A 21,277-nucleotide genomic window follows, 5' to 3' on the forward strand; every position below is an offset into this window, starting at 1 on the left:
TGGTCGCCCCGACCGCAGATGACCACGGCAAGAGGCACCCTGACCGGGGCCCGCTGGGACCGTCCGCCTGCCGACTGGCTCGCCGATCCGGCCGCCCCGCGGCGAAGGAAAGCTGATCGGGAGGGGAAAGGGTCACCACGGCGGCCTGCGCAACGAGTGCTGCACCAGCGGCCTGCGCACGGGACACCTGGCTGCGCGGCCGGACGGCCGCTTCCGCGTGACCGGTTGCGCAGCCGCACCCGAGACCCGACTGCGCAAGAACCGTCTGCCCGGTGCGCACGGGTGTCCTCACCCCTGGGTCGGCGGTGCGCAGGTGGGCTGCGCACCGCCCCAGGCCGCGGCCGGCCACGCGTGGTCGGGGGCGACCCTGAGGCCGACCACGCACATCGCGGCATGTTCCCGGATCGTGATCTGTGGTCAGGGCCTGTGGCCGCCGATCCGGTAGGGGGCAGTGGGTGAGCTGCCTCCATGGAACTCATGCACGTCTCATCGCCCGCCGGCAGCGGCCGTCTTGCTCGCGTATGCGCGACCTGCCGCCCGTGCCGGTGTGTCGGTGCCTCTCCGGGGGCAGCGCGATGAGCGGCTACGGGGCGGGGATCCGGCGCGGCCCCATGGCGGCCGACCACTTCACGCAGATCCGCAACGACCTGTTCCGGGACCCGGCGATCTCCTTCAAAGCGAAGGGACTCTTCGGACTCATCAGCACCCACCGCGACGGATGGCGGGTGAGCGCCGCGCAACTCGCTCAGCTCGGGCCCGACGGAAAGGACGCGGTCACCAGCGGGCTGAAGGAACTGGAGAAGCACGGATACCTGGTCCGCGAGCGCCAGCGGCGCCCGGACGGCACCCTCGGCGAAATCGCCTACTTCATCACCGACATACCCGAACGGGACGAACCAAGGCCCTCTGCTTCTGCCCGGTCAGCCGCAGCACAGATCCGCAGGTCACAGCCAGAGTCGGAAATCCCTGCGCAGGCTGAACCTGCGCAGGCTGACCCGCACACAAAGAACACCAAGAGAAAGAACACCACAGACCAGAACACCAACCCCGTCCGTCCTTCCGTCCGTAACGCGCACGCGCACGAAAGCGGCGTCGATCCATGCCCGGCACACGACACGCCAGAGCCCGCACCCCAGGACCCTGCGACGAAGGATCCCTCGGCCGGGGCCCGGCTGCTGCTGGCGATCGGGGCGCACCACCCCGAGCTGCTGCTGACCGGCAAGGCGCTGAGCGACCAGGGCCAGATCCTGACCCTCATGCTGGACGCCGGCTGGACTCCCGAGCAGCTTCAGCACGTCATCGCCGGCCGACCGCTGCCCCACCCCATCCGCACCTCCGTTGGTGCGATCATCGCCGCCCGCCTGCGCGCCGCCCAGGCCTACCCGCCCCCCGCCGTCTGGGCCCACCACACCGACACAGCCAAGTCCTCGGGTCGTTCGACCACGGCTTCCGCCGACCTCACGGTGAGCGATGCCCTGACCTACCGGGCGCTCGTCGAATGCTCCGGCTGCGGAAAACCCGGAACCGCCCCGGGCGAGGACCTGTGCCCCGAATGCCTCAACTGGCCGCTGTGCCGAACCTGCTCCGGACCCACGCCCCGGCGTGCCCACCCCAGCGGCGACGGCCGCTGCACCACCTGTGCCACCGCCTTCACGCCCCGATGACCCCAATCCGGAGGGAGCACTCATGACGCACACGCTCTACACGCCGCCGCCGGCCGCCGCGGTGGGCCTGCGCCCGTTTGCCCATGACCCGGAACGGTGGACGGCGGAGCGATCCAGTGCCTTCCGCAACGGCCACGCCCGCACCGATGACTGCAGGCGGTGCGAGCCCGTCCTTGTCCACGAGCGCACGAGTTGGGGCTGGCTGACCTGGACCGTGCCCGCCGACGGTCGCCTGCCCGAACTGCCGCACCAGATCGGCATCCTGCCGCCTGCCGCGACGCGAATACAGCGTCTGGGCGTGCGCTGGCTCACCCGGCGCCCCGCCCGCCGTATCGGACTGGCTGCCTCGATCCCCGGGTCGCTCCGGCTGTCCGCCGCAGTTCTTGGACTGGTCGGCTGCTTCGCGGCCCTCCTCGCGATCAGCCACGACGTGCCCACCGACATCGCGCTGGTGTCCGTGGCCCTCGTGACGGTGCTCGCCGACCACCTGCCCGACCGGCTCGACGACCGCGTCCGCCGGCATGCCCGGGTCGTCGAGGCCAAGACCGCCACCCGGTACATGCAGCGGCTCGCCGCCTGGCACACCCATCTCGTCCGGGCCGCCTCCGGAAGCGAGCGACACGAACTGCTCCGAGCCGTCGAGATCGGCCAGCACCTCCTGTGGGACACCGCCGACCTGCTGCTGCGACAGGACCCCCGCCGTGTCTCCAGCCGGCTCATCGCCCGCGAACGGCTCCTGGTGCAACTTGCCGCGCAGGTCGGCCAAATCCTCACTCCCAACCAGCCGGAGAGCACCTCATCCGGCGCCGATTCAGGGCCGCCGAACCTCCGCACAGCTGACCAGCCGCCAACCGCCCCAGCCCGATTCGGCGGCATGACCCACAGCCCATACCCGCTCAATGCCTCACCCCCCGAAGGAGCCTGATCACATGAGCCAACCGCACCCGGACCACACCACGGACGTCTACTTGCTCTTCGCGCACGAGCCCTACTACCAGGGCCCCAGCCAGCAGGAAACCAACGCCACCGTGGTCGCCGCGGCGACACTTCTCCATCCGCGCGTACGGCAGCCCGACGGCGCGAAGATCCACGACCGTCTCACCCGCGGGCGCCGCCTGGGCGAGATCGTCCCCCTGGCCACCCTCACCCACGAACTGAACGGCGGCGCAGACTGGCCCAGCGTCGGGGACTGGGAGAGCGTCACCGGGGATGTGCTGCGACTTGCGCGAACCGGCGACTGCGACGCGCTCAGCCTCGGGCTGCCCGAGATTGCGCGCGCCCTCGTCTGCAACGGCCCCCACTCCCAAGTGCGCGCTCTTGATTCGGCCGCCGGCCAGTTCACCATCTACGGGCCCGCCGAACGGGCCGCCGTCCTGGCCCGGGTCTGCGAGTACCTCACAGACGCCGCGGCCGAACAGCCCCTATGGCCTGGCGACGGCCTACTGCCGCCGCTCGGCCAGCGCGCATAAGCGGCTCACGTGGCTGCGGGTTACTGATCTCACCCCGCACCCGTCAAGGACGGGAGGAACGTGGAGTTCGGGTACGGAAAACGGCGATGGCCGGGGATCAGTTCACGCAGATCGCCAACGGGCTGTTCCGTGACCGTCGGATCTCGCACCGGGCAAAGGGGCTCTTCGGCTACATCAGCACCCACCGGGACGGCTGGCAGGTAACCGTCGCCAACCTGGCCCGCCACGGCCGCGAGAGCGTGGACGCGGTGACAACCGGGGGTCCCGAGCCCGGCCCCGCAGCCCGCACTCCGGACGTCTACCTGCTCTTCGCACACGAGCCGTACTACCCGGCCCCGGAACCCAGGAGATCAACACCACCGTGGTGGCGGCCGACACCCTGCTACCCGCAGGTGCACCAGCCCGATGGCACCCGGATCCACGACCTTCTCACCCAAGGACGGCATCCAGGCGAGGTCATCCCGCTGGCCACCCTCACTCACGAACTGAACGGTGGCGCCGACTGGCCGACGGTCGGCGACTGGGGAACGCGTCACCACCGACCTGGTGCAGCTCGCACAGCGGCGGCAGGAGCCCGTCGCCCGGGACCCCTGACAGTACGGACAAACGCCTGCCGCCCCAGGACACCGGTCCTGGGGCGGTGGCTGATCACCACCTATCGCTCGCGCAGGGGACTCACAACTCGGTCCACGGGCGAGGCTTGCCGCCGGCCAGAGGCACCCACACGGCCTGGGCGGGACCGTGTTGCTCGATGTCTTCCAGCACGGCGGCTCCGAGCCGGACCTCGCGGGCCAGGGCCGCTACGAGCGGGTGCTGAGCAACCATCGCCTGCAGATCGCTCATCCGATTGTCCAGCCTGGCTCGGGAGGCACCGGTGAGAACGAAGAGCACGCGGGGAAAGACCGGATACCAGCGGAGCCAGGCAGGGCCTGCGGCGGCGGGCCTACGGCGGCCGACGGGCTGGGCCTCGTACTGGAACAGACGGGCGTACTCGATCAACTTCACGGCCAGCCGCTCGCTGCTCATGGTGCTGCGATCGACTTCCACGAATGCGCGCAGCTTTCGCCGGTGCTCGCTCTCGACGACGGTGTAGTACATGACAGCGTCGGCAACAATCCGCTCGCCCTCGCCGATGGCGTGAGACACCTCAGGGGTCCAGTCCCAGGGGCCGTGCTCGTGCCCGAGTCGACGGGCATCTGCGGCAAAGGCCAGATGGGCGCGCACGACGGCGAGCGTGTGCGGGGTCTTCAGCGACGCAGCCGTGGTCGAGGCGATGGGGTAGGGCGGCCGCCCCCGCAGGACAGGCAGATCTCGGGTCAGACGCGAACCTTCCTGCGTGAGGTACCAGGCGTTGGTACGTGAGCGGTTGGCATCCGGCAGCGCCGTGCAGTCGACGAAGCCGTCGGAGCGCAGCTTGTTCAGAACGCGTGACAGCAGCTGCCGCGTGCCGTCCGGCCGCAGCATCCGGCGCAGCTGGCTGGTGGTGGCGATGCGGTGCTGGGCGAGCCCGGCCAGGACCTGGTGACGCAGAGGTTCAGCGGGGCTGGGGGCCAAGCCAGTGGCCGGAGTACTCAGTGCGGGGCTGGTCATGCAAAATCCTTTCGACGCACGCCTGCGGCCTGGGCGCTGAGCACTGGGCGGCTCCGCGCACGTGAACACGGGTCCCTCGACGCGCCGGTCACGCGATGCCGCGTCGCCGCACTGCGAGGGCATCGTCGAGGTGGGCATTCATCACGCTGCCGAAGTGGTCAGCCAATCGGTGATTGCCTCGTGCGGTTTCCTCGACCTGGGGCGTGCGGGCCGCAGCCGCGTCCATCAGGGCAGTTCTCGGAGATCGGCAGCGGTGGCGGTCGGGCTGCTCGTGCCGCACGCTTCGCATGACGCGCGGTCGAGTTGAGGACGCCGCAGCCGTTGCACGTCCAAGCGCTGCTCATGGGTGTTCCTTCCGCGGGTCGTGGCGGTCTCGTTCAGAAGCTTCGGTTGTTGATGAGGAAACCCGTGGGGCCCGACCAGACTCCCGACCACGAAGTCCCAACCGTGGTAACGAACTTGAAACAGCCTCGCGGTCGGACCGGGTCGGCATTCATGACCCCGACCACGAGGCTGCGCCGGCGCGGAAGGACAGCTTGTTGTGGGATTCCGTGACCAGCCTCGGCAAGGCCCGCTGGCGTACTGCGCGGAGGGTGGCACCACGAGAAGTTCGGCGATGGCCGGTCCGCAGCAGCCGTGGCTGCTGCGGGGCGCGGTGGCGAGCCGTGCCATGCCGGCCATCGTGCGACACCCGGCCCGCAAGGGACCAACGACCCGTAACCGGATGCCGCGTCTTGCGGGCGGTGAGCGAATGCGCGCTCACCGCCGGTTTCTACCCTCTGGGACTGCGCTGGGTGGCCTGCTCGAGGATCCGCCGACGCGTCCACCGCCGGCGGCCGCCCATCTCCGTGACAGCATCGTGGGTTTCCAGCAAGGGCAGGTTTCCCTGGGAGAGACTGCTGGAGAAGGAGTTGACACTCTTGAACCCCAGCAGGGCCGCCGCCTGCGACGCTCCCAGGAGCTCGTCGGGGTCGCCGTCGACGGGGACGTCGGGCAGCGACGGCGCCGCCCGCTTCGCGCCGGCGTGCTTGCCGCGGCCGGGCCGGGTGGCCATCCAGTCCAACAGGGTCTGCACGCGCCACAGCTGCCGACGGTAGGGGTGTTCGGCAGTGCCCAACTCTTCGACGACGTCCGGGTCGGGGAAGTAACCGGGGTGGTCGCGGACGAAGGTGGTGACCTGGTTGGGGTTCTTGTAGCCCAGGAACCTCGAGGCCTCCGCCGCGTTCAGCAGATCCTGCGGGTCACGGGAAGGCGGTGTGTGCTCGCGAAGCCTCGCCGGCGGGCGGCGGGCAAACCACTCGGTGACCTCGGCGTGGTCCCACAGACGGGCACGGCCGCGCTTGCCGGCGACTTCAGGGAATCCATTCTCGGCGCGCTCGCCGTAGAGCATGCTGATCCGCGCGGGCGACAGGCCCTGTTCAGCCGCGATCTCGGCAGCGTCGGCCAGGCGAGGCTCACGGCGCGAGGTCATGGCAGAACCGTCCGTCCTGTCAGAAGGCGAGCCGGCCTGTCCGACTCACAACCCACATAATGGCAGGAGTTTGGGGGCGGGGTCCAGCTCGCCGCCCAGGCTTTCCCGGGCGCCGCACAAAACGGGGTCACTCCTCGGGGATCAGGCACACACCGCGGCGGGCCGCGTTCTCGGCCATCTCCGAGTAGGCCATGGCCGCCGGGGTCATCTCCCACTCGGCCAGGGCGAGCAGCAAGACCAGCTCGTCGCGGTCCTGGGACGCATCGCACGGCATGCCGGCCGCGGTCGCGGCCGCCACCAGATCCCCGGGGGACAGCCCGGCGAAGCGGGCTGCAACCGTGTGGCGCAGGCTTTCCAGACCCTGCTGGTACAGCTCGTTCGCTTCGCGCAGGAGCAGCACCAGGTCCTCGTCGTGGCTGGCCGGTGCGGCCGCGGCGAGGTCGAGGATGCGCTGGGTGGTCGTCGTCATCATGAGCAGTATGCCTTTCAGGAAAGATCAGGGGCGCCCGGAAGCCTCAGTGGGGACCGGCACAGCCGTCGCACGGCGATCGACGGTCGCGGCGGGCCAGCTCGGGCTCCTTGCGAGGCTCCTTCTCCAGGGCCGCCCGAACCTGCTCCTCGAGGGCGGTGAACTCCGGGCCGTCGTCCGGGCAGACGACACCGGGGTCGGGCGCCCCGCAGGTCGCGGCGTGCCGGATCAGGTCGGTGATGCGCCAGTCCGCACGGAAGCTGTCGCCCCGCACCTGCTCGACCTCGGCGTACAGGTCGGCCAAGCGCGGCCGTCGACCCAAGCCCTACGGGAAGACCGCATCCTCGACGAAGCGCACGCCAGCGACGGGGACGCCCGTCGCCTTGCGGATCTCTTCGGCCTTACGGTCAACGCTGCTCAGCGCTACACGGCCACAGTCGACCATGTCAGCTTTGCCGAACACCATCGACGGCAGGGACAGGGAAAGCCCAACATCTCGTGAACGTCAGTGCGTGAGAGGGGCGGCTCGGTGGAACAATGCGGCATACGACGGGGATTGTCGCTGCGTCGTGGTGGTACTGCGGGAGGAGCATGGACATGGGGGCCAGGCGGGGGATCGCAGCAGCGGCTACGGTGGTGGTTGCCGCTGGAGTGAACGTCACGACGGGCATGTTGACCCAGCACTGGGAGGTGGCGTGGTGGGTGGCGACCGGTGTGCTGGTAGGGGGCGGTGGTGCGCTCCAAGCGTGGTTGACCGTCAGGGACCGGTCCGCCGGACCTGTTGCGGTGTCGGCCTCCGGGGATGGGGCCGTGGCCGCGGGGGGCTCGGTGCGCAACGTATCGACAAGAGTGACGCGTTCTCGGTCTGGTGCTGGAGGGCAGCCGCGGCCTGATTCCGGTGACGGGGTGAGCGCCACGGGATTGGGAGCGGTTGCCGCGGGCTCGGATATTGAGGCGGCACGCACCGAGGTGACTGGGGAAGGCCGAACCACGCCATGAGGCGGCGTCGTGGCGGGCGGCGCTCCATCAGCGCTGGGGAGGTCCATGCCGCCGGTCACGCCTCGATCGCCGCGGGCGGCGACATCATCAACCCCCAAACCTATGTGGGCGAGATCCATGTCCACGGACCTGTCCAGGAGCTGACGCCCGAGGCTGTGATGGGGGCGCTCGCAAACACGGTCGATGTGCAATGGCGGGACGAGGCGTTGCGGGTGCTGTCACTGGAGGATCCGGTGCCGATGCCGGTGCGGTGGAACCTCATCACCACACCGCAACTCGGCGGTCAGATCGGGCAGGTCGAGATCACAGGCCCGGTGAGCTGGTCGGGAACCGCCGACGACATTGCCGGCTTGGCCGGACGGTTCAAGGATCTGAGCACCGGGCGGCTGGTGATCGTGGGCGGGGCAGGCGCGGGCAAGACCACTTTGGCGGTCCAGCTCCTGCGGCGGCTTCTGGCGATGCGCAAGCCCGCTGAACCGGTGCCCGTGCTGTTGTCGGTGTCCGGCTGGGACGTGCGGGAGCACCCAACGTTCGAGAGTTGGCTGACTGCCCGGCTGGAGGAAACCTACCCGTCACTTCGCGAGTCTGCCTGGTACCCGGCCCGGCAGTTGTTCGCTCTGCGGCGGATACTGCCGGTCCTGGACGGCCTGGACGAACTGCCCGAGGAGGTCCGGCCGGTGGTGTTGCGGTTGGTGAACCAGTCGCTGGACGCCGGCAGCCTGCTGGTGGTGACGAGCCGGACCCGTGAGTACGCCGAGGCGGCCGCCGCAGGCCAGATGATCAACGGTGCCGCAGTGATCGAGGCCGAACCTCTGTCGCCGGACGCTGCGGCCGACTACCTCGCCGCTCATCTCGCTCGCTCCCTGCCGCACCCCGGATGGCGACTGCTCATCGACGACCTGCGCGTCTGTCGCTCCGCCCCGCTGGCCGAGGTCTTGTCCAACCCGCTGGGACTGTGGGTTCTGCGCACCGCCTATGAGGCCACCACCGACCCGTCCGCGCTGCTGGACGCCGAACGGTTCGGCACGGCCCGGGCGCTGCGGTCCCACCTGTTCGACCGGCTCATCCCCGAACTCGTCCGGCTACGGCGGCCTGCGGCCGAGAACGATGCTGCGCTGTTTCGACCGCGGCGCGTTCATGACCCTGCCGACGTCGAACGCTGGCTGGGTCATCTGGCAGACGTGCTCCGCCAGAGCCCGGGCCAGCGTCGCGTCGGCAGGGTCAGCACCGGCAGCAGGACCTTCGCATGGTGGAGCTTGGCGGCCAGGGTGCTGCGCTATCCGCTGCCCGCTCCGGTCTTCTTGCTGGCAGCCATGCTCCTGGGCACCGGATGGATCACACTGATCGGCCATCAGGCGTTCGGCCTGCCGACCCTCGACTCGGCTGTGCTGGCGCTCCTCGTCCCGCTCCTGCTCCGGGAGGACAAGGCCCCGGGCTACTGGACCGGCCACACGCCCGGCCCTCGGCTCCGCTGCGGACGGATCACACGGTTGCCTGGCCTGCTCGTGCGCGCGCTGCCGCTGGGACTCCTGCTCTTCCTGACAACTGGGCTTTTCTACACAGCTGTCGAGACCTACTCCAACGGGTTCGCCGAGGCTTCCCGGATGGGGCTGCGGGGTGCACTGCTCGTAGGGCTCGTGCCGGTCCTTGCCCACCTGTACGACGGGCTGGCCGCGTGGACCACGGCACGGCCCGGCGAGGGACCGGCCAGTACCCCGCTCATCAGCTGGCGTGCGGACCGCAGCGCCCACCTGGTCCGGCTGCTGCTGGGCGCGTCCCTGGCCGGGATGACCGGAACGGTTGCGATCACGGTCATCGGCGGTACGGTGCCACAAATCATCTTCGGGACGCTGCTCGGGCTGCCAGCCGGGGCCGCCTACGCCCTGGTGTCAGGGGGCCACAACGCCTGGCCCGCATATCTGGTGGCGACCCTGCATCTGTCACGGCGCAGGCAGATGCCCCGCAAGCTGATGCCCTTCCTGGATGACGCCCACCGGCTCGGTCTGCTGCGCGCAGTCGGCCCCATCTACCAGTTCCGCCACGCACAGTTCCAGGACCACCTCGCGGCCCGGCACCTGCCGGCCACCAGGCCCGTGCCTGCTCCTATCGCCCCCGTCCCCGCGCCAGCCCGTCTGCCGGAGCGGCTCGCGCCGGAACTCCTGCGCACGTTCAGGGTGCCGCGTCGGCTGCTCGATGTCGCATTCAACCCCGACGGGCGAACCTTGGCCCTGTTCCGCGACGGGTCGACCCACCTTGTCGACCTGTCAGGGCGCAGGCTGCGCCGCGTCCGGCACGGGCTGGCCCCCCTGCGCATGCTCACCCCTTCCGGCGCGGTCGCGTTCAGCCCTGACGGCGGCCGCTGTGCCGTCACCGGCGGCACCATACTCCTTTGGCCTCTGGGCCGGATGGTGGGCCATGCCCGGATCTTTGAGGTAACCACGGGCCGGGAGAGCCTCCGTCTCCGCCACCCCGAGTGGGTCCAGACGCTGGCGTTCAGCCCTGACGGCACCCGCTTGGTCACTGGCGGAGAAGACGGCACCGCCCGGATCTGGGACACCGTCAGTGGCGAGCAGCTCCTGGTCATCAACCACACCGGCGATATCAGCAGTGTGGCGTTCAGCCCCGATGGCACCCGCCTGGCCACCGGCACATACATCATCCGCGCCGACGACGCCGACGAGGCCACCACCGAGGTCTGGGACGCCGCAACCGGTCAGGCCCTTCTGCGCCTGCAGATCGACCCGGACCGCTTCATCAACATCACAAGCGTGGCGTTCAGCCTGGACGGCGCGCTCCTGGCAGCCGCCAACGGGTGGGCCACCACGGTCTGGGAGGCGCAGACCGGAACCCAGATCCTCACTCTTGCCACCGGTGCCCGCCAGGTGGCCTTCAGCCCGGACGGCGTCCACCTCCTGACCGCCGGGCCCGGCCCGTACACCGACCTGCACCGTCTGTCGGACGGAGCCTCCGTCCTCCGCATCACCCACGCGGGTTTCGTCACTCGCGCCCGGTTCAGTCCCGACGGCGCTCTCCTCCTCAGCGTCGGCGAGGACCGCACCGCTCAGGTATGGCGCCTGTGGCCGGAGGACGTATCCAGCGGACCCGCTGCCCCTTGACGGCCACAGCCCCCGGTCCGATGGGTGAAGGGGTACGCCTGCATGATCGGCGCACAACTTGCAGTCGAACCGATCGGGTGGCTACGGCCCTTGCGGCAGATGCGGGGACTCATGACGCTACTCCAGGGGGAACACCCCGGGATTCGTGAACCTGACGTTCTAAGCTGGCCGTTACGCGCCTCGCCTCGTGGGTTCCGGCGGATCAGTGCTTCAGAAATTGCGAACCGACGGAGGATGAGCATGGGGCAGTGCGCGGCGGCGTACGGCAGGCACTCGGGGTGCAGCGCGGGCTCGGGCGAGACGCCCTGGGCCGCGTCGGCCGGGTCCGCGTGGCCGCCGTGGATCAGCGACACCCACGGCACCACCAGCCCGCCTGCCAGAGGCCGGCGCGCACAGCGTTGGGGTATCGAGTGCATCTGTCACTTCCTTCGGATCGCAGGAATACGCGAGTGGGCGCGATGACGGTCGATGCCGCCGGACGTCAACTGCTGGCCGGTGGGGGAGGGTCGATGGGGCCGCCGGTCAAGAGCGCTTCCCAGTGGGCGTACCGGCAGTCGGTTGCGGCGTGCAGGCGCAGGTGCTGCCAGCTCAGGTCTTGTCCGGGCCGGATGACTGCCTCGGCGTTGATGGCCACGGCCCGGGGGTAGACCGTGGCGTCGTCGGGGTCGGCGCCCGTGACGATCAAACCCTCGCGGTGGGGGCGCCCGCACGGATCGACGGTCAGGGTTTTACGCGGGTGACCTGGCGGGTGGGCAGGTGGATGCGCAGGACGTCCTCGTGCCCGGGCGGGTCCAGTGCCGCGAGCCGGTTGAGCGCGTCGGCCAACTCCGGGTCGGCGAACACCGCCTCAGCAAGCGCCGCTTCGCCCACCGGCACGGCCATCGCCGTGGTGCGGGTGTGCCTGAGATCCGGGACGTACTCGGTGCTCGCGAGCGCCGCGACGCATGGGCTCCAGCCGACGCGTGGGCCGTCCGCGGCCCGGCGCTCCGTCGTCGTGAAGTACGCGGCGACTACCGGGCGGCCGTCGCCGGGCTGCTCGGCCGCGAACTCCGCGACCCGGTCGACGACGACCTGCCGCCACCCCTCCTCGGTGGCCGAGAGGGCTTCGATGATCAGCGCGTCCAGGGCCCTGGGCGCAAGGCGGCGGAGCGCGTCGCGCACCGGAGGCTCGGTCGGCGCGGCCAGCAGTTCGGCCAGATCGAGGGGCTTCATCGGCGGTGTCCTTCCTCGTGTGAGGCTGGCGGCGGGCGTGCCCGCCGTCCGGGCTCCCGCACCACCAACAACATCAATAATAGTGTGTTCCATGTGGGTGTGAACCCACCCCTGACCTGCTGTTTTGTCGCTAGTCGCGGTCTTGGCGGGGCGGCAGCGGGAAGCTGCGCCGGGGGTCGAGCCGCACGCACCGCTCGCAGTAGGTGGTCACGCGGTTGGCGGTGCACTCGCCCCACTGGCACTCGAAGTCCTCGCGCGGCCCGCACAGCAGGCACCGCCACAGCGCGATCCCGTGCAGCTCGCACAGCTCCCAGCGCTGGCGCTGGGGCAGGGCTGCAAGGGCGGGACGGGGACGCTTGAGGCGGGCGGGCTCGGCGGCCGGGAAGGACTCCTCCCCGTCGCGCTCCCAGCGCGGTGACAGTTGGGCGAAGCGCTCGGGCGTGGTGTAGTACGGCTGGCCGGCCGGGCTGAACACCATGGCCAGATGGCCGTCGGAGACGAGCGTCTCCAGGCGGCGGTGGCTGAACTCCCGCATGAGGGAGAGCATCTTGCCTTGGCGCAGGCTCCAGGCGTACCCGTACCGGCGTAAGATCCGCCGCTCGGCGGCCGCCGGGCCGCTCTGTGCGGCGTCGAGTGCCTCGACGGCCGCGACGGCGGCGGCCGGGGCGGAGTCCAGTTCGCGCGCTGCGGCCTCGGCGGCCGGGCGGGTGGTGTGGCTGCTGAGCGCGTACCCGTGGAGCTGGTCCACGACCTGGTGCGCTCCCTCGTGCTCGGCGACGGCGTACCGGACGGGCGGCTGGGGGCGGCGTCGGGGCATGACGGAACTCCATCTGCGCAAGGGGGTGGAAAGGCTGGGGCAGCTGCCCGGCAGACGTGGCGCGGTGGTCAGCGGGTGGGCAGCGGCATGTAGGAGGAGAAGACGAAGTGGCCCAGCTCGCACAGGGCGCCGGCCGTGCGGTCCACGGCCTCCGGGCTGTGGTCGGCCGGGCGGGTGTACGCCTCGATCTCGCTGTTCCAGGCGAACCCCTGGGCGGTCAGGGTCTCTTCGGTTTCGGCCGTGAGGTCGGCGGAGGCCCTGGGGGCGGCGACCAGTCCGTGAGCGGGGTCGGGTGTGACCAGGAACACCGGGTCTCCTTCCGTCGCGGGCCGCCCGGACGGGACGGCCCGCAGTTCATAGCGGGCGGCTGGTCAGTCGGTGACGGTGACGGTGTAGTCGGCTTCCAGGACGGCGAGCGCGGCACGGATCGCGGCGCGGGTCTCCGGGCTCGGCACCGAGTAGGGGAAGTCCAGCGCGTGCACGGCGTCGTCCAAGTGGTCGTCGGGCATCGGCAGCACGTAGCCGCTGCGGTAGAGGGCGACCGCGGTGGCGGTGGCGACGCGGCTGCGGTTGTAGGCGACGGCTTCCTCGGCGCTGACCTCGGTGCCGAACGCCTCCCTGGCGGTGGGCGGCAGCGCCGCGATTCCGGCGGTGAAGCGGCGGGCGGGAATGCGCAGACGGGCCGTTCGCAGGGCGCGGTGGAGCGTTCGCAGCATGGCAACTCCTGAGGCAGGAAGCGGGGGAGGGGGAGAACGAAGGGGTGTCAGCGCGGAGCGCCGGTATGGCGGGAACGGGATCTTCCGTGACGCCGGGGCCGTCGGTGACGGGTGGCCGCGGCCCATGGGGCCGGGGGTGGTCTACCGCCTCACAACATTCATAATAGTGGATTGTGAGAACGTGGGAACCCGCCCCTGACCTGCCCGTTTCACTCCCGCGAGGCCTCGGCGAACGCGGCCAGCATACGGATTACACGGTCGGGGCGGCCGGACGCTTCGACCGTCACCCACTCTCCCGAGGCGCCGACGACGGCGCACACGCTGTCCACCCGAACGGGGCCTTGCTGCCCGGGCGGGCGGGACGCGTGCTCCCAGATGATCCGCATGCGCCGGTACCCCTCATCGACGCGGGCGCCGGGGAGTGCGCCAGCCACAGCCTCGGCGACGGCGCGCAGGGCGCCGGCCTCCGCCTGCTGCCGGGCGGCGAGTTCAGCGGCGTCCTCGACGGCCTGGGCATGCAGCGGGTAGAGCCGTCGGGTGATCTCGCGTGCCACATGGCGGGCGCTGCTGGCCGTGACCCCGATCGACGGGGCCTGTACCAGGGACTCGTCCGGGAGCGCCGCGTAGATCTTCAGTCGGCCGGGCTGCTGGTCGTCGGGCTGGCACATGCGCAGGGCGCGGCCGTCGCCGTCGACGATGAGCCGGGCCAAACCGCGCTCGTACTCATGCAGCGGGGCCGTCCGACAGTGCGTGCCCAGCTCCCGCGCCACCGCGTCGGCGAACGCGTCCAACAGCTCCTGGGTGGTCAACTCCTGTGGCATGGCCACGACCTCACTCCTTCGGTCGGCTGACGGGGTGCTCGGTGCTGGAGGGTGCGGCCGCGGCCTGGTCGCGGCGGAAGTCCTCGGCGGTGTAGCCGGTGTCGCACGTCGGCTTGCACAACTGGCCCGGGGGCGCGCCGCACGTCTCGCACCCGTCGTCGAAATCCTCGGGGCGCCACGCCTGCAGCGGGCCCGTCATGCGGAAAGCTCCTGGACGTACGCAGCGAGCGCACGGGCGGACATGACGGGGCTGAGGTGCCACGGGGTGGGACGGGTAGCCTGCCACACGCTCGACGGCTTCGACGGTGTGATCGCGTTGCTGGCGACTGGCCGGATGAACCATCGGCGGCCGTGGCAATCCGTGACGATGTACTTCAGCCGTTCCGGGGTGCCCTGGCGGCCGTTGTCCGTCCAGGAAAGGCCAGCGGCGGTGAGGGCGCGGCCCAGCTGGGTGTGGCACTCTGCGGTGACGTGGTCGAACGTGGGCGGGATCAGGTGGAAGTCGACCATGTCGCGGCCTCGCCATGTCTCCTGGTGGCCGTCGTCGCGGGTGAGGATGTACACGCATGTGTCACGCAGGGCGCCCTCTTCGCGCATCGGGATGCGCTCGGAGCTGGACACGGTCCACATGCCACCCGGGCCGCTGAGCCGCTCTTCTACCGCGAGTCGGCGGGACGGCTGGGTGTCGAAGGGGCGCGGGCCGGGTTGCTGACCGTTCATCTTCATCTTGGTGCGGCGCCAGCACAGCCACGCCGTCTCTCCGCGCAGCCGGCGGATTCCCCAGCAGTGGCCGTCGCAGGCCGAGCACAGGAACCGACAGTCCTGGGACGCGAGCAGCGTTGCCGCATACGTCTCGTGCGGCATGCGGCTGATGACAATGCCAAAGTGGGTGCCGGTGGCCACGGCTTCTCCTCCTGGACGGCGGCGAGCAGACGGTGTGCGGTAGGCCGGTCAGGTGCGGCCGGACGGCTGGGGCTTGCGGTAGCGGTACAGGAAGCGGGCGGCCCATTCCCGGCTGGCGAAGCCGGGGATTCCGCCGCCGCTGCCCGGGCGGTTGCCGGGATACTCGGCAACCCACCTGCACACCTCCGGGTCGTGCCAGACGACCCCGTAACTGGTGCTCGGGTCCTGGCGGTCGAGGACCCGGTAGCCGTACGAACCGGTGTTGCGGGGGAACGTGAACTCCTCGGGCATCGCGGCCCTTTCGGTCGGTCCTAGGTGCGGAGGGGGTGGTGTGGGGGAGGGAGACCCCTTCCTGAAACATTCATAATAGTGTGGTCTGGGGTGGTGTGAACCCGCCCCTCACCTGCGGCTTCAGCGGCCAAGCTCAGCGCATGAGCACGCGGGGACCGGCGGTGACCGCTTCGGGCGGCTGGTGGTCGCGATAGTCCGAGACCTCCACGTACCCGCCGGGCATCGTGTCGAGCCGCAGGCCCGGCCCCCAGTCGTCGGTCACGTCCTGGGGCAGGTTCTCGACGTCGTCCGCCTCGACCTCCTCGGCCCACCCGGTCACTTCGCGGCCGAGTGCCCGCCGCCACGCCAGCAGGATGGGGAAGAGCTGGGCGCAGTCGTCGACCAGGGCGACCGCGCGGGCCTCGTCCGGGCCGGGGCACTCGGCGTAGGTGGGCGTCTCGGGGCGGCTGCGCTCTCCGAGGGTCATCAACCAGCGCAGGGTCACGACATCTCCAGTTCCAGCCGCGCCGCGTGCGGGGCACCGTGCGCAGCGGGTTGCGGGCTGCGGGACGGGCGCCGTGAGCGCTGCTGGGCACGCAGGGAGTCGGCTTCGGCCTGGTTGCGGCGGGCGTGCTCGTGCTCTCGGGTGGCCTCGGTGAGGCAGTAGGGGGCCCACCACTGCTTCACGTCGACGGTGCGGGCCAGCGAGGAGGGGAGGTCAGCCAGCATCAGCAGCAGTACCGGGTGTGGGGAGGCAGTGAGCCACCGTGCTGCGGTCCACCAGGCGGCCACAGCGGCGCGCCGCGCGGGGTGGGCGGCGCGGGCTTCCCGTTCGTAGCGGGCGGCTTCGGCCTGGTGGTGGGCGGTCGACCAGGTGAGGAAGCGCAGCAGGGCGGGGGTGTCGCGATGCCGGGAGAGGTTCAGGATCTCGGGCAGGTCGTCGCGCTGCGCGACATGGGCGGCGCAGGCGCGCAGGACGGCGGTGAGTGCCGCCGCCGTCTTCTCGGACGGCTCGTGCCCGCCGGCGGACTCCATCGGGTACACCGTGACCTGGGGGCGGTGGGTGTCGTCGTCGTAGAGGGTCAGGCTGCCCCGGTAGCCGCTGCGGATGCGGGCGAGCCGCGGCAGGTCGTCGTCGGGAGCGGTGGTCTCAAAAGCGTTGACGGGGCCGAGACAGGCGCGTACGGCGGTGAACTGGTCCCAGTGGTGGGGGTGGTGGGTGCCGGTGACGTGCACGCTGCCGCGCATCGCCCCGCCCAGCTCGAAGACGACGGCGTCGGCCTGGCGGAGGCCGGCGGTGGCGCGCACGGTGCCGGCGGGCGTGTCGATGGTCAGGCTCGGGCTGGTCATGGGCTGCGGCTCCTCGGGGTCGGTTTGGTGAGCTGGGGCCTGCCGCCCCGCGCTCGCCGAAGGGGAGGGCGCGGGCGGCAGGTCTTCGGCCAGCGGCGCTCTGGCCGGGTTGGCCGTTCCCGCCTCCCTGGGGGGAAGGGGAGACGGGAACGGCGTCCGTGGGGTTACTCCTGCGGCGGCTTGTGGCGGCGCAGGTTGTCCCGCTCGGTCAGGGACACTTCCTTGCCGCATGGGCATTCGCCGTAGCGGCGGCCGTGCAGGTGGAAGAACTTCGGGCCGGTGTTCTTGGCGTTGACTGTGCGGATGGTGCCGGGGACCGGGGTGGTGCTGGTGCAGTAGCCGTGCGCGGTGACGGCAGGCTTGTCAGCCACGGGGGGCCCTCCTCGTCGGTGTCGGGGATCTGTGTCAGGACCGGCGCGTCGTAGACCTCCCGCCGTACGGCGGGGGCGTCGGGGCACGGGATGAGGGCGGGCTGGAGCTCGGTGGTGTCCATGGGGTGCAGCCACCCGTTCCGTACGGTCCAGCCGCACGCACGGGGGTTGGGCTCGGCGGTGGTGGTGGCGACCAGGACGGCGCGTCGGACGGTGCTGCCCTCCAGCGCGAACACCAGCAGCGTGCGCAGCGCGCCAAGGTCGTCTTCGTCGAGGACTGCCAGGCGCAGCGGGGCGGTGCCGACGGACAGGTCGGCCTGACCCCGGACGAACCTGTCGTCGGTCCGTTCGGCCACCAGATTGATCGTGTGCTCGCCGTCACCGAGCGCCCTGACCAGGACGGCAAGCGCGTTAAGGGTACGGCTCATGGCGGCCGTGATGGCGGCATCCTCGGGGCGCACCAGTGCCGGGCGTGCGGGCATGGCGTGTCACTCCTCGGTGGTGGTTGGTCGGGGCGTTGTCCTCTCTGCCCGCGAAGCGGGAGGCTCCGGGCTGCGCCCGGAGCAGCGGGGCGGCTCACTGCGCGAGCCGGGCGGGTGGTCCCCTCCGCTGCGCTCCGGGAACCGGGTGGCGCGCGGTCTGCTGCGCAGCCGCACTGTGCGGCAGGGGCGGGGCGGGCGCGCTGCGCGCTCCCTCTCGGGACGGAGCGCTTCGCGCTCGGGGGCCGTGGAGCCCGCGCGGGCCGGGCGGGGGAGTGCCCGGCCCGCGCGGGGGCTTGTGGGTCAGCCGTGCGCGGCGGCGGCCGTGAGCGCGGGAACTGCGAGCGCTTCCAGGGCGGCGGCCTGGTCGGCGTCGGTGAGGGTCTGCGCGGTGGACGTGACGGCCTGCATCACGCCCCCGGCCGTCATCTGACCGCCCCGGATGAAGTGGGCAAGGATCATGTCCTTTGCCTCGGCGCCGATGCTGAGTGTCTTGGTGACGTGCTCGATCGTCTTCGTCGGCTCGGCCAGCGTCTTACCGGCGGCGGCCTCCATCTCGGACACCTTCGCCTCGACGTACTCGTGGGACAGGAAAGTACGCACGGCGTCGGCGGTCTTGGATGTGATCAGTTCCAGCGTCTTGCGCTGGGTCTGCCCCGACCAGGACACAACCCCCTCGTCCTGCTTGCCTCCGAGATGCACGGCGCGCATGACGTCCTTGGCCATGGTCAGGCCGTTACGGCAGACCTGGATGACCGCGCGCGGGGTGATGGTGTACGCCCCGGAACCGACTTCGCTGTTGGTGATGATGAAACCGGCGGAGATCATCGGCAGCTCGTCACCGCTGCGCCCGTCGAACGGGGAGCGGTAGCCGCGCAGCAGCGCACGGGCCTGGATGGCGACCGCTTCGGACTCCACCCGCACATACATGCGCCGGTCGGTCAGGTCGCAGCCGGTCACGCGCGTGGGGTGGCCGGACTGCTGGACTCCGTCCAGGGCGGCGAGCAGCATGTCGAAGTTGTCCATCAGCTTGTAGCTGTCGGACAGCAGCGCGCGGGCCACTCCCTCGGCCGGCGGCATGCCGGGGCCGTTCTCGCCCCGGAACGCGCGCAGCATGAAACGGCGCTCCGGCTCCAGCCGCAGCCACGCGTTGACGTTCTCGTCCAGGAGCGGGACGTTCTCGGCGCGCATGCGGCGCAGGTAGGCGAGCGGGATGCGGAGCTTGTCGGAGATTCCCTCGTCGGCGACGGCGGTGGGCCGGTAGATGCCGTCGACCTCCGTCACACCGTCCTCGGTGATGAGGGACTCGACACCCTCGACGTGCACGTTTCCGTCGCGGAACCGCAGCGTGGAGGCGGGGGCGATCACGTCCAGTTTCCGGCGCTGCTGGTCCTCCAGGATGCGGACCAGGTCGGAGAGTTCGGCGTTTCGGGCGCCGGTGGGGGCGACGTTCGTGGCGCGCTCGGCGTACTGCTGAGTCATGCGGTGTTCCCCTTCGTTGTTGGCTTTCTGCGGTCCGGGGGCGGGGCCACCACCCCCGGACAACTTCAATAATAGTGTGTTTCAGGGATGGGTGAACCCACCTCTGACCTGCACACTTAGACCATGGTGCGGTAGTCGGGCAACGGCGTCAGGCTCGTCCGGCGCACGTTCGTGACCATCGGCACCGGTGTGACGCCGTGCATCTCGCACAGGTCGTAGCGCAGCTCTGGGGCCTCGCCGAACGGGTCGGCGTGCGCGTGGATCGCCCTGACCCAGTAAGTACCGTGACGCTGCGTCAGGCTGCCGTGATAGTCGACCTTCTGCCACAGCACCGGTCCAGCGTGCTGCGGGTCCAGACTCCGCGCCACCGCGATCACGAGCGGATCGGCCACCCGCTCGGACATCAGCAGGACGAAAGCGCGCGCGACCGTCATGCGGTCCACCGGCACTTCAGCCATGGCCGGGCCCGTGTGACCGGTGCGCACACCCATTGCCCAACCCAGCTCGAAGAACGGCCGGACCATCTCCAACTGCTCGCGCGGCACCCGCAGCGCGCCCGTGTCACCCTCGCTGCGCGCCAACTCCCGCAGCGCGTAACCGGCCTGCTCCCTCTCCGCGTCCGTGAGCGGCGCCCCGGCCTCCTCGGCCTGCTCCGCAATCCGCGTGCTCTCCACGGTCGTCCCTCTCTTCCCGGTGCTGCCGGGTGGAAGGGGGTGCCCCCGGCTGGGGCAACCCCTGGGCGGATTACTTCAGGAACCCGCGCGACCGAAGAAACTCAGCCGTGATGTGCGCGACTCCGCGAGGCTTGTAGATCTGCGGGAATCGCCGCATCTCCACCTCGGTGCGCCCCTTCTCGTCCGGCTCGATCAGTTCGTGAACGAGCCGGTAAGGACCGTCACCCATCGGCATTTCCAGCACCACCGGACCAACCCTGGTGTTGAAGCGAATTCCGGTGTAATTCGCGTCGGAGTTGTGCACGATGCTCGCGCCCACCCGCTGGCACAGCAGGGGCAGGAAGTTCGCGATCGTGCGTGCCTGAACTGCAAGGCCGGTCATAGGTGCGTCCTTACCGCCGCGCACCCGGCGGACGATCCCTTCAGAGATCTGGATTTCCACGTCTTCCCCTTCGTTGGTTCCTTGCGGTTCCCGGGGGTCGCCTCCCCCAGGACTTCAAATAATAGTGGATGTGTGCGGCGGAGGGAAGACCTGTTGCGCCCCGTGTTGCGGTAGATGTTGCGCCCTGATGTTGCGTCATGTGTTGCGCTGTACGTTGCGCGCCCTGACGGCCGGCCTCCGCGTCACCCCAGGTAAACGGCGTGCGGGCGTGTGGTCGGCCTGCTGACATCCCCTCTGCTGCCACTTTCCCGCACCGGTAGAAGGATGAGTAAGGACTGGGGGCGGGTGTGGTCAGGCGACGGCCTCGGGGATCGGGCGCGACCTGGAGATCGGCTGCGCGTCGGCTCCGCCGCCGCGCTCGGCCGGTGCGGGTTCGGCGAGTCTGGGTGCCCGGACTGGGGTGGGGTTGAGTGCTCTGGTTCTCTCCTCGTGGGTTCGGCCGGGCGGGGGCGCTCGCGTCATCGCTGCGCGGGCTTGAGTGCGCGTCAGCATGGCTGCTGCGCAGGGCCGGTGTGTGGGCGGGGCCGTGGTTGGATGTTTTTTCGGGGGCCCAGGCGGCCTCTTTTTGAGTACCTGTCAATTTGCTTGGGGTGGCGTTCGGATGTGTTTTGCCTGGACCATTGGGAACGTTCGATCCCGGGTTTTCGGGCGGCCGGTCAGCGTTTCGTTTCCCGGCCCGGGGTGGTGCGGCCTGGTTCCAGACTCTAGCCCTGGCTATTTTTGATGCATACGCGATGCCCCAGGGCGCCCATGCCCTCGGCATTCCTGACTGTGCGTCACTGCGCTTCGGCTGCCGAGCACTTCCGCACCCCCACTTGTCTTGCTGCCAGCCGCGCGCGGAGCGCGCTTTGGGCCTGGAGCGAAGCGGAGGGCCTTTCCCGATGGCGCGGAGCGCCACGGGCTCCGGTCCGCAACGCGGACCGATTTCCCTACAGTTGGGGCCTGGAGCGCAGCGGAGGGCC

Annotated in this window: 24 protein-coding genes; 4 read left to right on the top strand and 20 right to left on the bottom strand. The window is 70.5% G+C overall.

Annotation, left to right across the window (positions count from 1 at the left end):
• Positions 1-575: 575 nt before the first annotated feature.
• Genes ACFV9O_RS22675 through ACFV9O_RS22685 form a run of 3 tightly spaced genes read left to right on the top strand, consistent with a single transcriptional unit; the run spans position 576 to position 3,133 of the window.
• The gene (locus tag ACFV9O_RS22675; protein WP_385420603.1) at positions 576-1,664 is read left to right on the top strand and encodes a hypothetical protein; all 1,089 of its coding nucleotides are present in this window, start codon (positions 576-578) and stop codon (positions 1,662-1,664) included.
• A gap of 22 nt (positions 1,665-1,686) precedes the next feature.
• Complete coding sequence (locus tag ACFV9O_RS22680; RefSeq protein WP_385420605.1) at positions 1,687-2,589, top strand: hypothetical protein; 903 nt, start codon at positions 1,687-1,689, stop codon at positions 2,587-2,589.
• Between the two features lie 4 nt (positions 2,590-2,593).
• A complete protein-coding gene (locus tag ACFV9O_RS22685; protein ID WP_385420607.1) occupies positions 2,594-3,133 on the top strand; it encodes a hypothetical protein in 540 nt (179 codons plus the stop codon).
• A 675-nt stretch (positions 3,134-3,808) separates the two neighbouring features.
• On the opposite strand, the gene ACFV9O_RS22690 is transcribed toward ACFV9O_RS22685, so the two are convergent.
• From ACFV9O_RS22690 to ACFV9O_RS22710, 5 genes are all read right to left on the bottom strand, one after another.
• Positions 3,809-4,723: a replication-relaxation family protein gene (locus tag ACFV9O_RS22690; protein WP_385420609.1), complete on the bottom strand. Its 915-nt coding sequence runs from the start codon at positions 4,721-4,723 to the stop codon at positions 3,809-3,811.
• A gap of 772 nt (positions 4,724-5,495) precedes the next feature.
• Complete coding sequence (locus ACFV9O_RS22695; protein ID WP_385420611.1) at positions 5,496-6,194, bottom strand: hypothetical protein; 699 nt, start codon at positions 6,192-6,194, stop codon at positions 5,496-5,498.
• Between the two features lie 127 nt (positions 6,195-6,321).
• On the bottom strand, positions 6,322-6,663 hold the full coding sequence (locus ACFV9O_RS22700) for a hypothetical protein (protein WP_385420612.1): 342 nt from the start codon (positions 6,661-6,663) through the stop codon (positions 6,322-6,324).
• Positions 6,664-6,709: 46 nt separating this feature from the next.
• A complete protein-coding gene (locus tag ACFV9O_RS22705) occupies positions 6,710-6,967 on the bottom strand; it encodes a hypothetical protein (protein WP_385420614.1) in 258 nt (85 codons plus the stop codon).
• A 21-nt stretch (positions 6,968-6,988) separates the two neighbouring features.
• Entirely contained in the window at positions 6,989-7,129 is a 141-nt protein-coding gene (locus ACFV9O_RS22710) for a hypothetical protein (protein ID WP_385420616.1), read from the bottom strand.
• A gap of 529 nt (positions 7,130-7,658) precedes the next feature.
• Here ACFV9O_RS22710 and ACFV9O_RS22715 point away from each other — a divergent pair.
• Positions 7,659-10,778 (top strand): NACHT domain-containing protein, encoded by a 3,120-nt coding sequence (locus ACFV9O_RS22715; RefSeq protein WP_385420618.1) that lies wholly within the window; start codon positions 7,659-7,661, stop codon positions 10,776-10,778.
• A 481-nt stretch (positions 10,779-11,259) separates the two neighbouring features.
• Here ACFV9O_RS22715 and ACFV9O_RS22720 read toward each other — a convergent pair whose 3' ends face one another.
• The 15 genes from ACFV9O_RS22720 to ACFV9O_RS22790 all read right to left on the bottom strand — a co-directional run bounded on the left by ACFV9O_RS22720 (position 11,260) and on the right by ACFV9O_RS22790 (position 20,315).
• The gene (locus tag ACFV9O_RS22720) at positions 11,260-11,463 is read right to left on the bottom strand and encodes a hypothetical protein (RefSeq protein WP_385420619.1); all 204 of its coding nucleotides are present in this window, start codon (positions 11,461-11,463) and stop codon (positions 11,260-11,262) included.
• Between the two features lie 35 nt (positions 11,464-11,498).
• Positions 11,499-11,990: a hypothetical protein gene (locus tag ACFV9O_RS22725; protein ID WP_385420621.1), complete on the bottom strand. Its 492-nt coding sequence runs from the start codon at positions 11,988-11,990 to the stop codon at positions 11,499-11,501.
• A gap of 130 nt (positions 11,991-12,120) precedes the next feature.
• Entirely contained in the window at positions 12,121-12,807 is a 687-nt protein-coding gene (locus ACFV9O_RS22730) for a hypothetical protein (RefSeq protein ID WP_385420622.1), read from the bottom strand.
• A 68-nt stretch (positions 12,808-12,875) separates the two neighbouring features.
• Entirely contained in the window at positions 12,876-13,115 is a 240-nt protein-coding gene (locus tag ACFV9O_RS22735) for a hypothetical protein (RefSeq protein ID WP_385420624.1), read from the bottom strand.
• A gap of 63 nt (positions 13,116-13,178) precedes the next feature.
• Complete coding sequence (locus ACFV9O_RS22740; RefSeq protein ID WP_385420626.1) at positions 13,179-13,523, bottom strand: hypothetical protein; 345 nt, start codon at positions 13,521-13,523, stop codon at positions 13,179-13,181.
• Positions 13,524-13,732: 209 nt separating this feature from the next.
• Complete coding sequence (locus ACFV9O_RS22745) at positions 13,733-14,344, bottom strand: hypothetical protein (RefSeq protein WP_385420643.1); 612 nt, start codon at positions 14,342-14,344, stop codon at positions 13,733-13,735.
• Positions 14,345-14,354: 10 nt separating this feature from the next.
• Positions 14,355-14,543: a hypothetical protein gene (locus ACFV9O_RS22750; RefSeq protein ID WP_385420627.1), complete on the bottom strand. Its 189-nt coding sequence runs from the start codon at positions 14,541-14,543 to the stop codon at positions 14,355-14,357.
• Positions 14,540-15,247, bottom strand: coding sequence for a hypothetical protein (locus ACFV9O_RS22755; protein WP_385420629.1), 708 nt, complete (start codon positions 15,245-15,247; stop codon positions 14,540-14,542). Before ACFV9O_RS22755 ends, ACFV9O_RS22750 begins: the two co-directional genes overlap by 4 nt.
• A gap of 48 nt (positions 15,248-15,295) precedes the next feature.
• Entirely contained in the window at positions 15,296-15,538 is a 243-nt protein-coding gene (locus tag ACFV9O_RS22760; protein ID WP_385420631.1) for a hypothetical protein, read from the bottom strand.
• A 133-nt stretch (positions 15,539-15,671) separates the two neighbouring features.
• On the bottom strand, positions 15,672-16,022 hold the full coding sequence (locus ACFV9O_RS22765) for a hypothetical protein (RefSeq protein ID WP_385420633.1): 351 nt from the start codon (positions 16,020-16,022) through the stop codon (positions 15,672-15,674).
• Complete coding sequence (locus tag ACFV9O_RS22770; protein WP_385420635.1) at positions 16,019-16,867, bottom strand: hypothetical protein; 849 nt, start codon at positions 16,865-16,867, stop codon at positions 16,019-16,021. The genes ACFV9O_RS22765 and ACFV9O_RS22770 overlap by 4 nt, the downstream gene beginning before the upstream one ends.
• A 208-nt stretch (positions 16,868-17,075) precedes the next feature.
• Positions 17,076-17,720 (bottom strand): hypothetical protein, encoded by a 645-nt coding sequence (locus ACFV9O_RS22775; RefSeq protein WP_385420636.1) that lies wholly within the window; start codon positions 17,718-17,720, stop codon positions 17,076-17,078.
• Between the two features lie 300 nt (positions 17,721-18,020).
• Positions 18,021-19,199 (bottom strand): DUF932 domain-containing protein, encoded by a 1,179-nt coding sequence (locus ACFV9O_RS22780; RefSeq protein WP_385420637.1) that lies wholly within the window; start codon positions 19,197-19,199, stop codon positions 18,021-18,023.
• Positions 19,200-19,315: 116 nt separating this feature from the next.
• Positions 19,316-19,873 carry a hypothetical protein gene (locus ACFV9O_RS22785; RefSeq protein WP_385420639.1) on the bottom strand — a complete coding sequence of 186 codons (558 nt, stop codon included), beginning with the start codon at positions 19,871-19,873 and terminating at the stop codon, positions 19,316-19,318.
• 70 nt (positions 19,874-19,943) lie between these two features.
• Positions 19,944-20,315 carry a hypothetical protein gene (locus ACFV9O_RS22790; RefSeq protein WP_385420640.1) on the bottom strand — a complete coding sequence of 124 codons (372 nt, stop codon included), beginning with the start codon at positions 20,313-20,315 and terminating at the stop codon, positions 19,944-19,946.
• Between the last annotated feature and the right edge of the window lie 962 nt (positions 20,316-21,277).

Source organism: Streptomyces sp. NPDC059909, assembly GCF_042730885.1.
Lineage (GTDB): Bacteria > Actinomycetota > Actinomycetes > Streptomycetales > Streptomycetaceae > Streptomyces.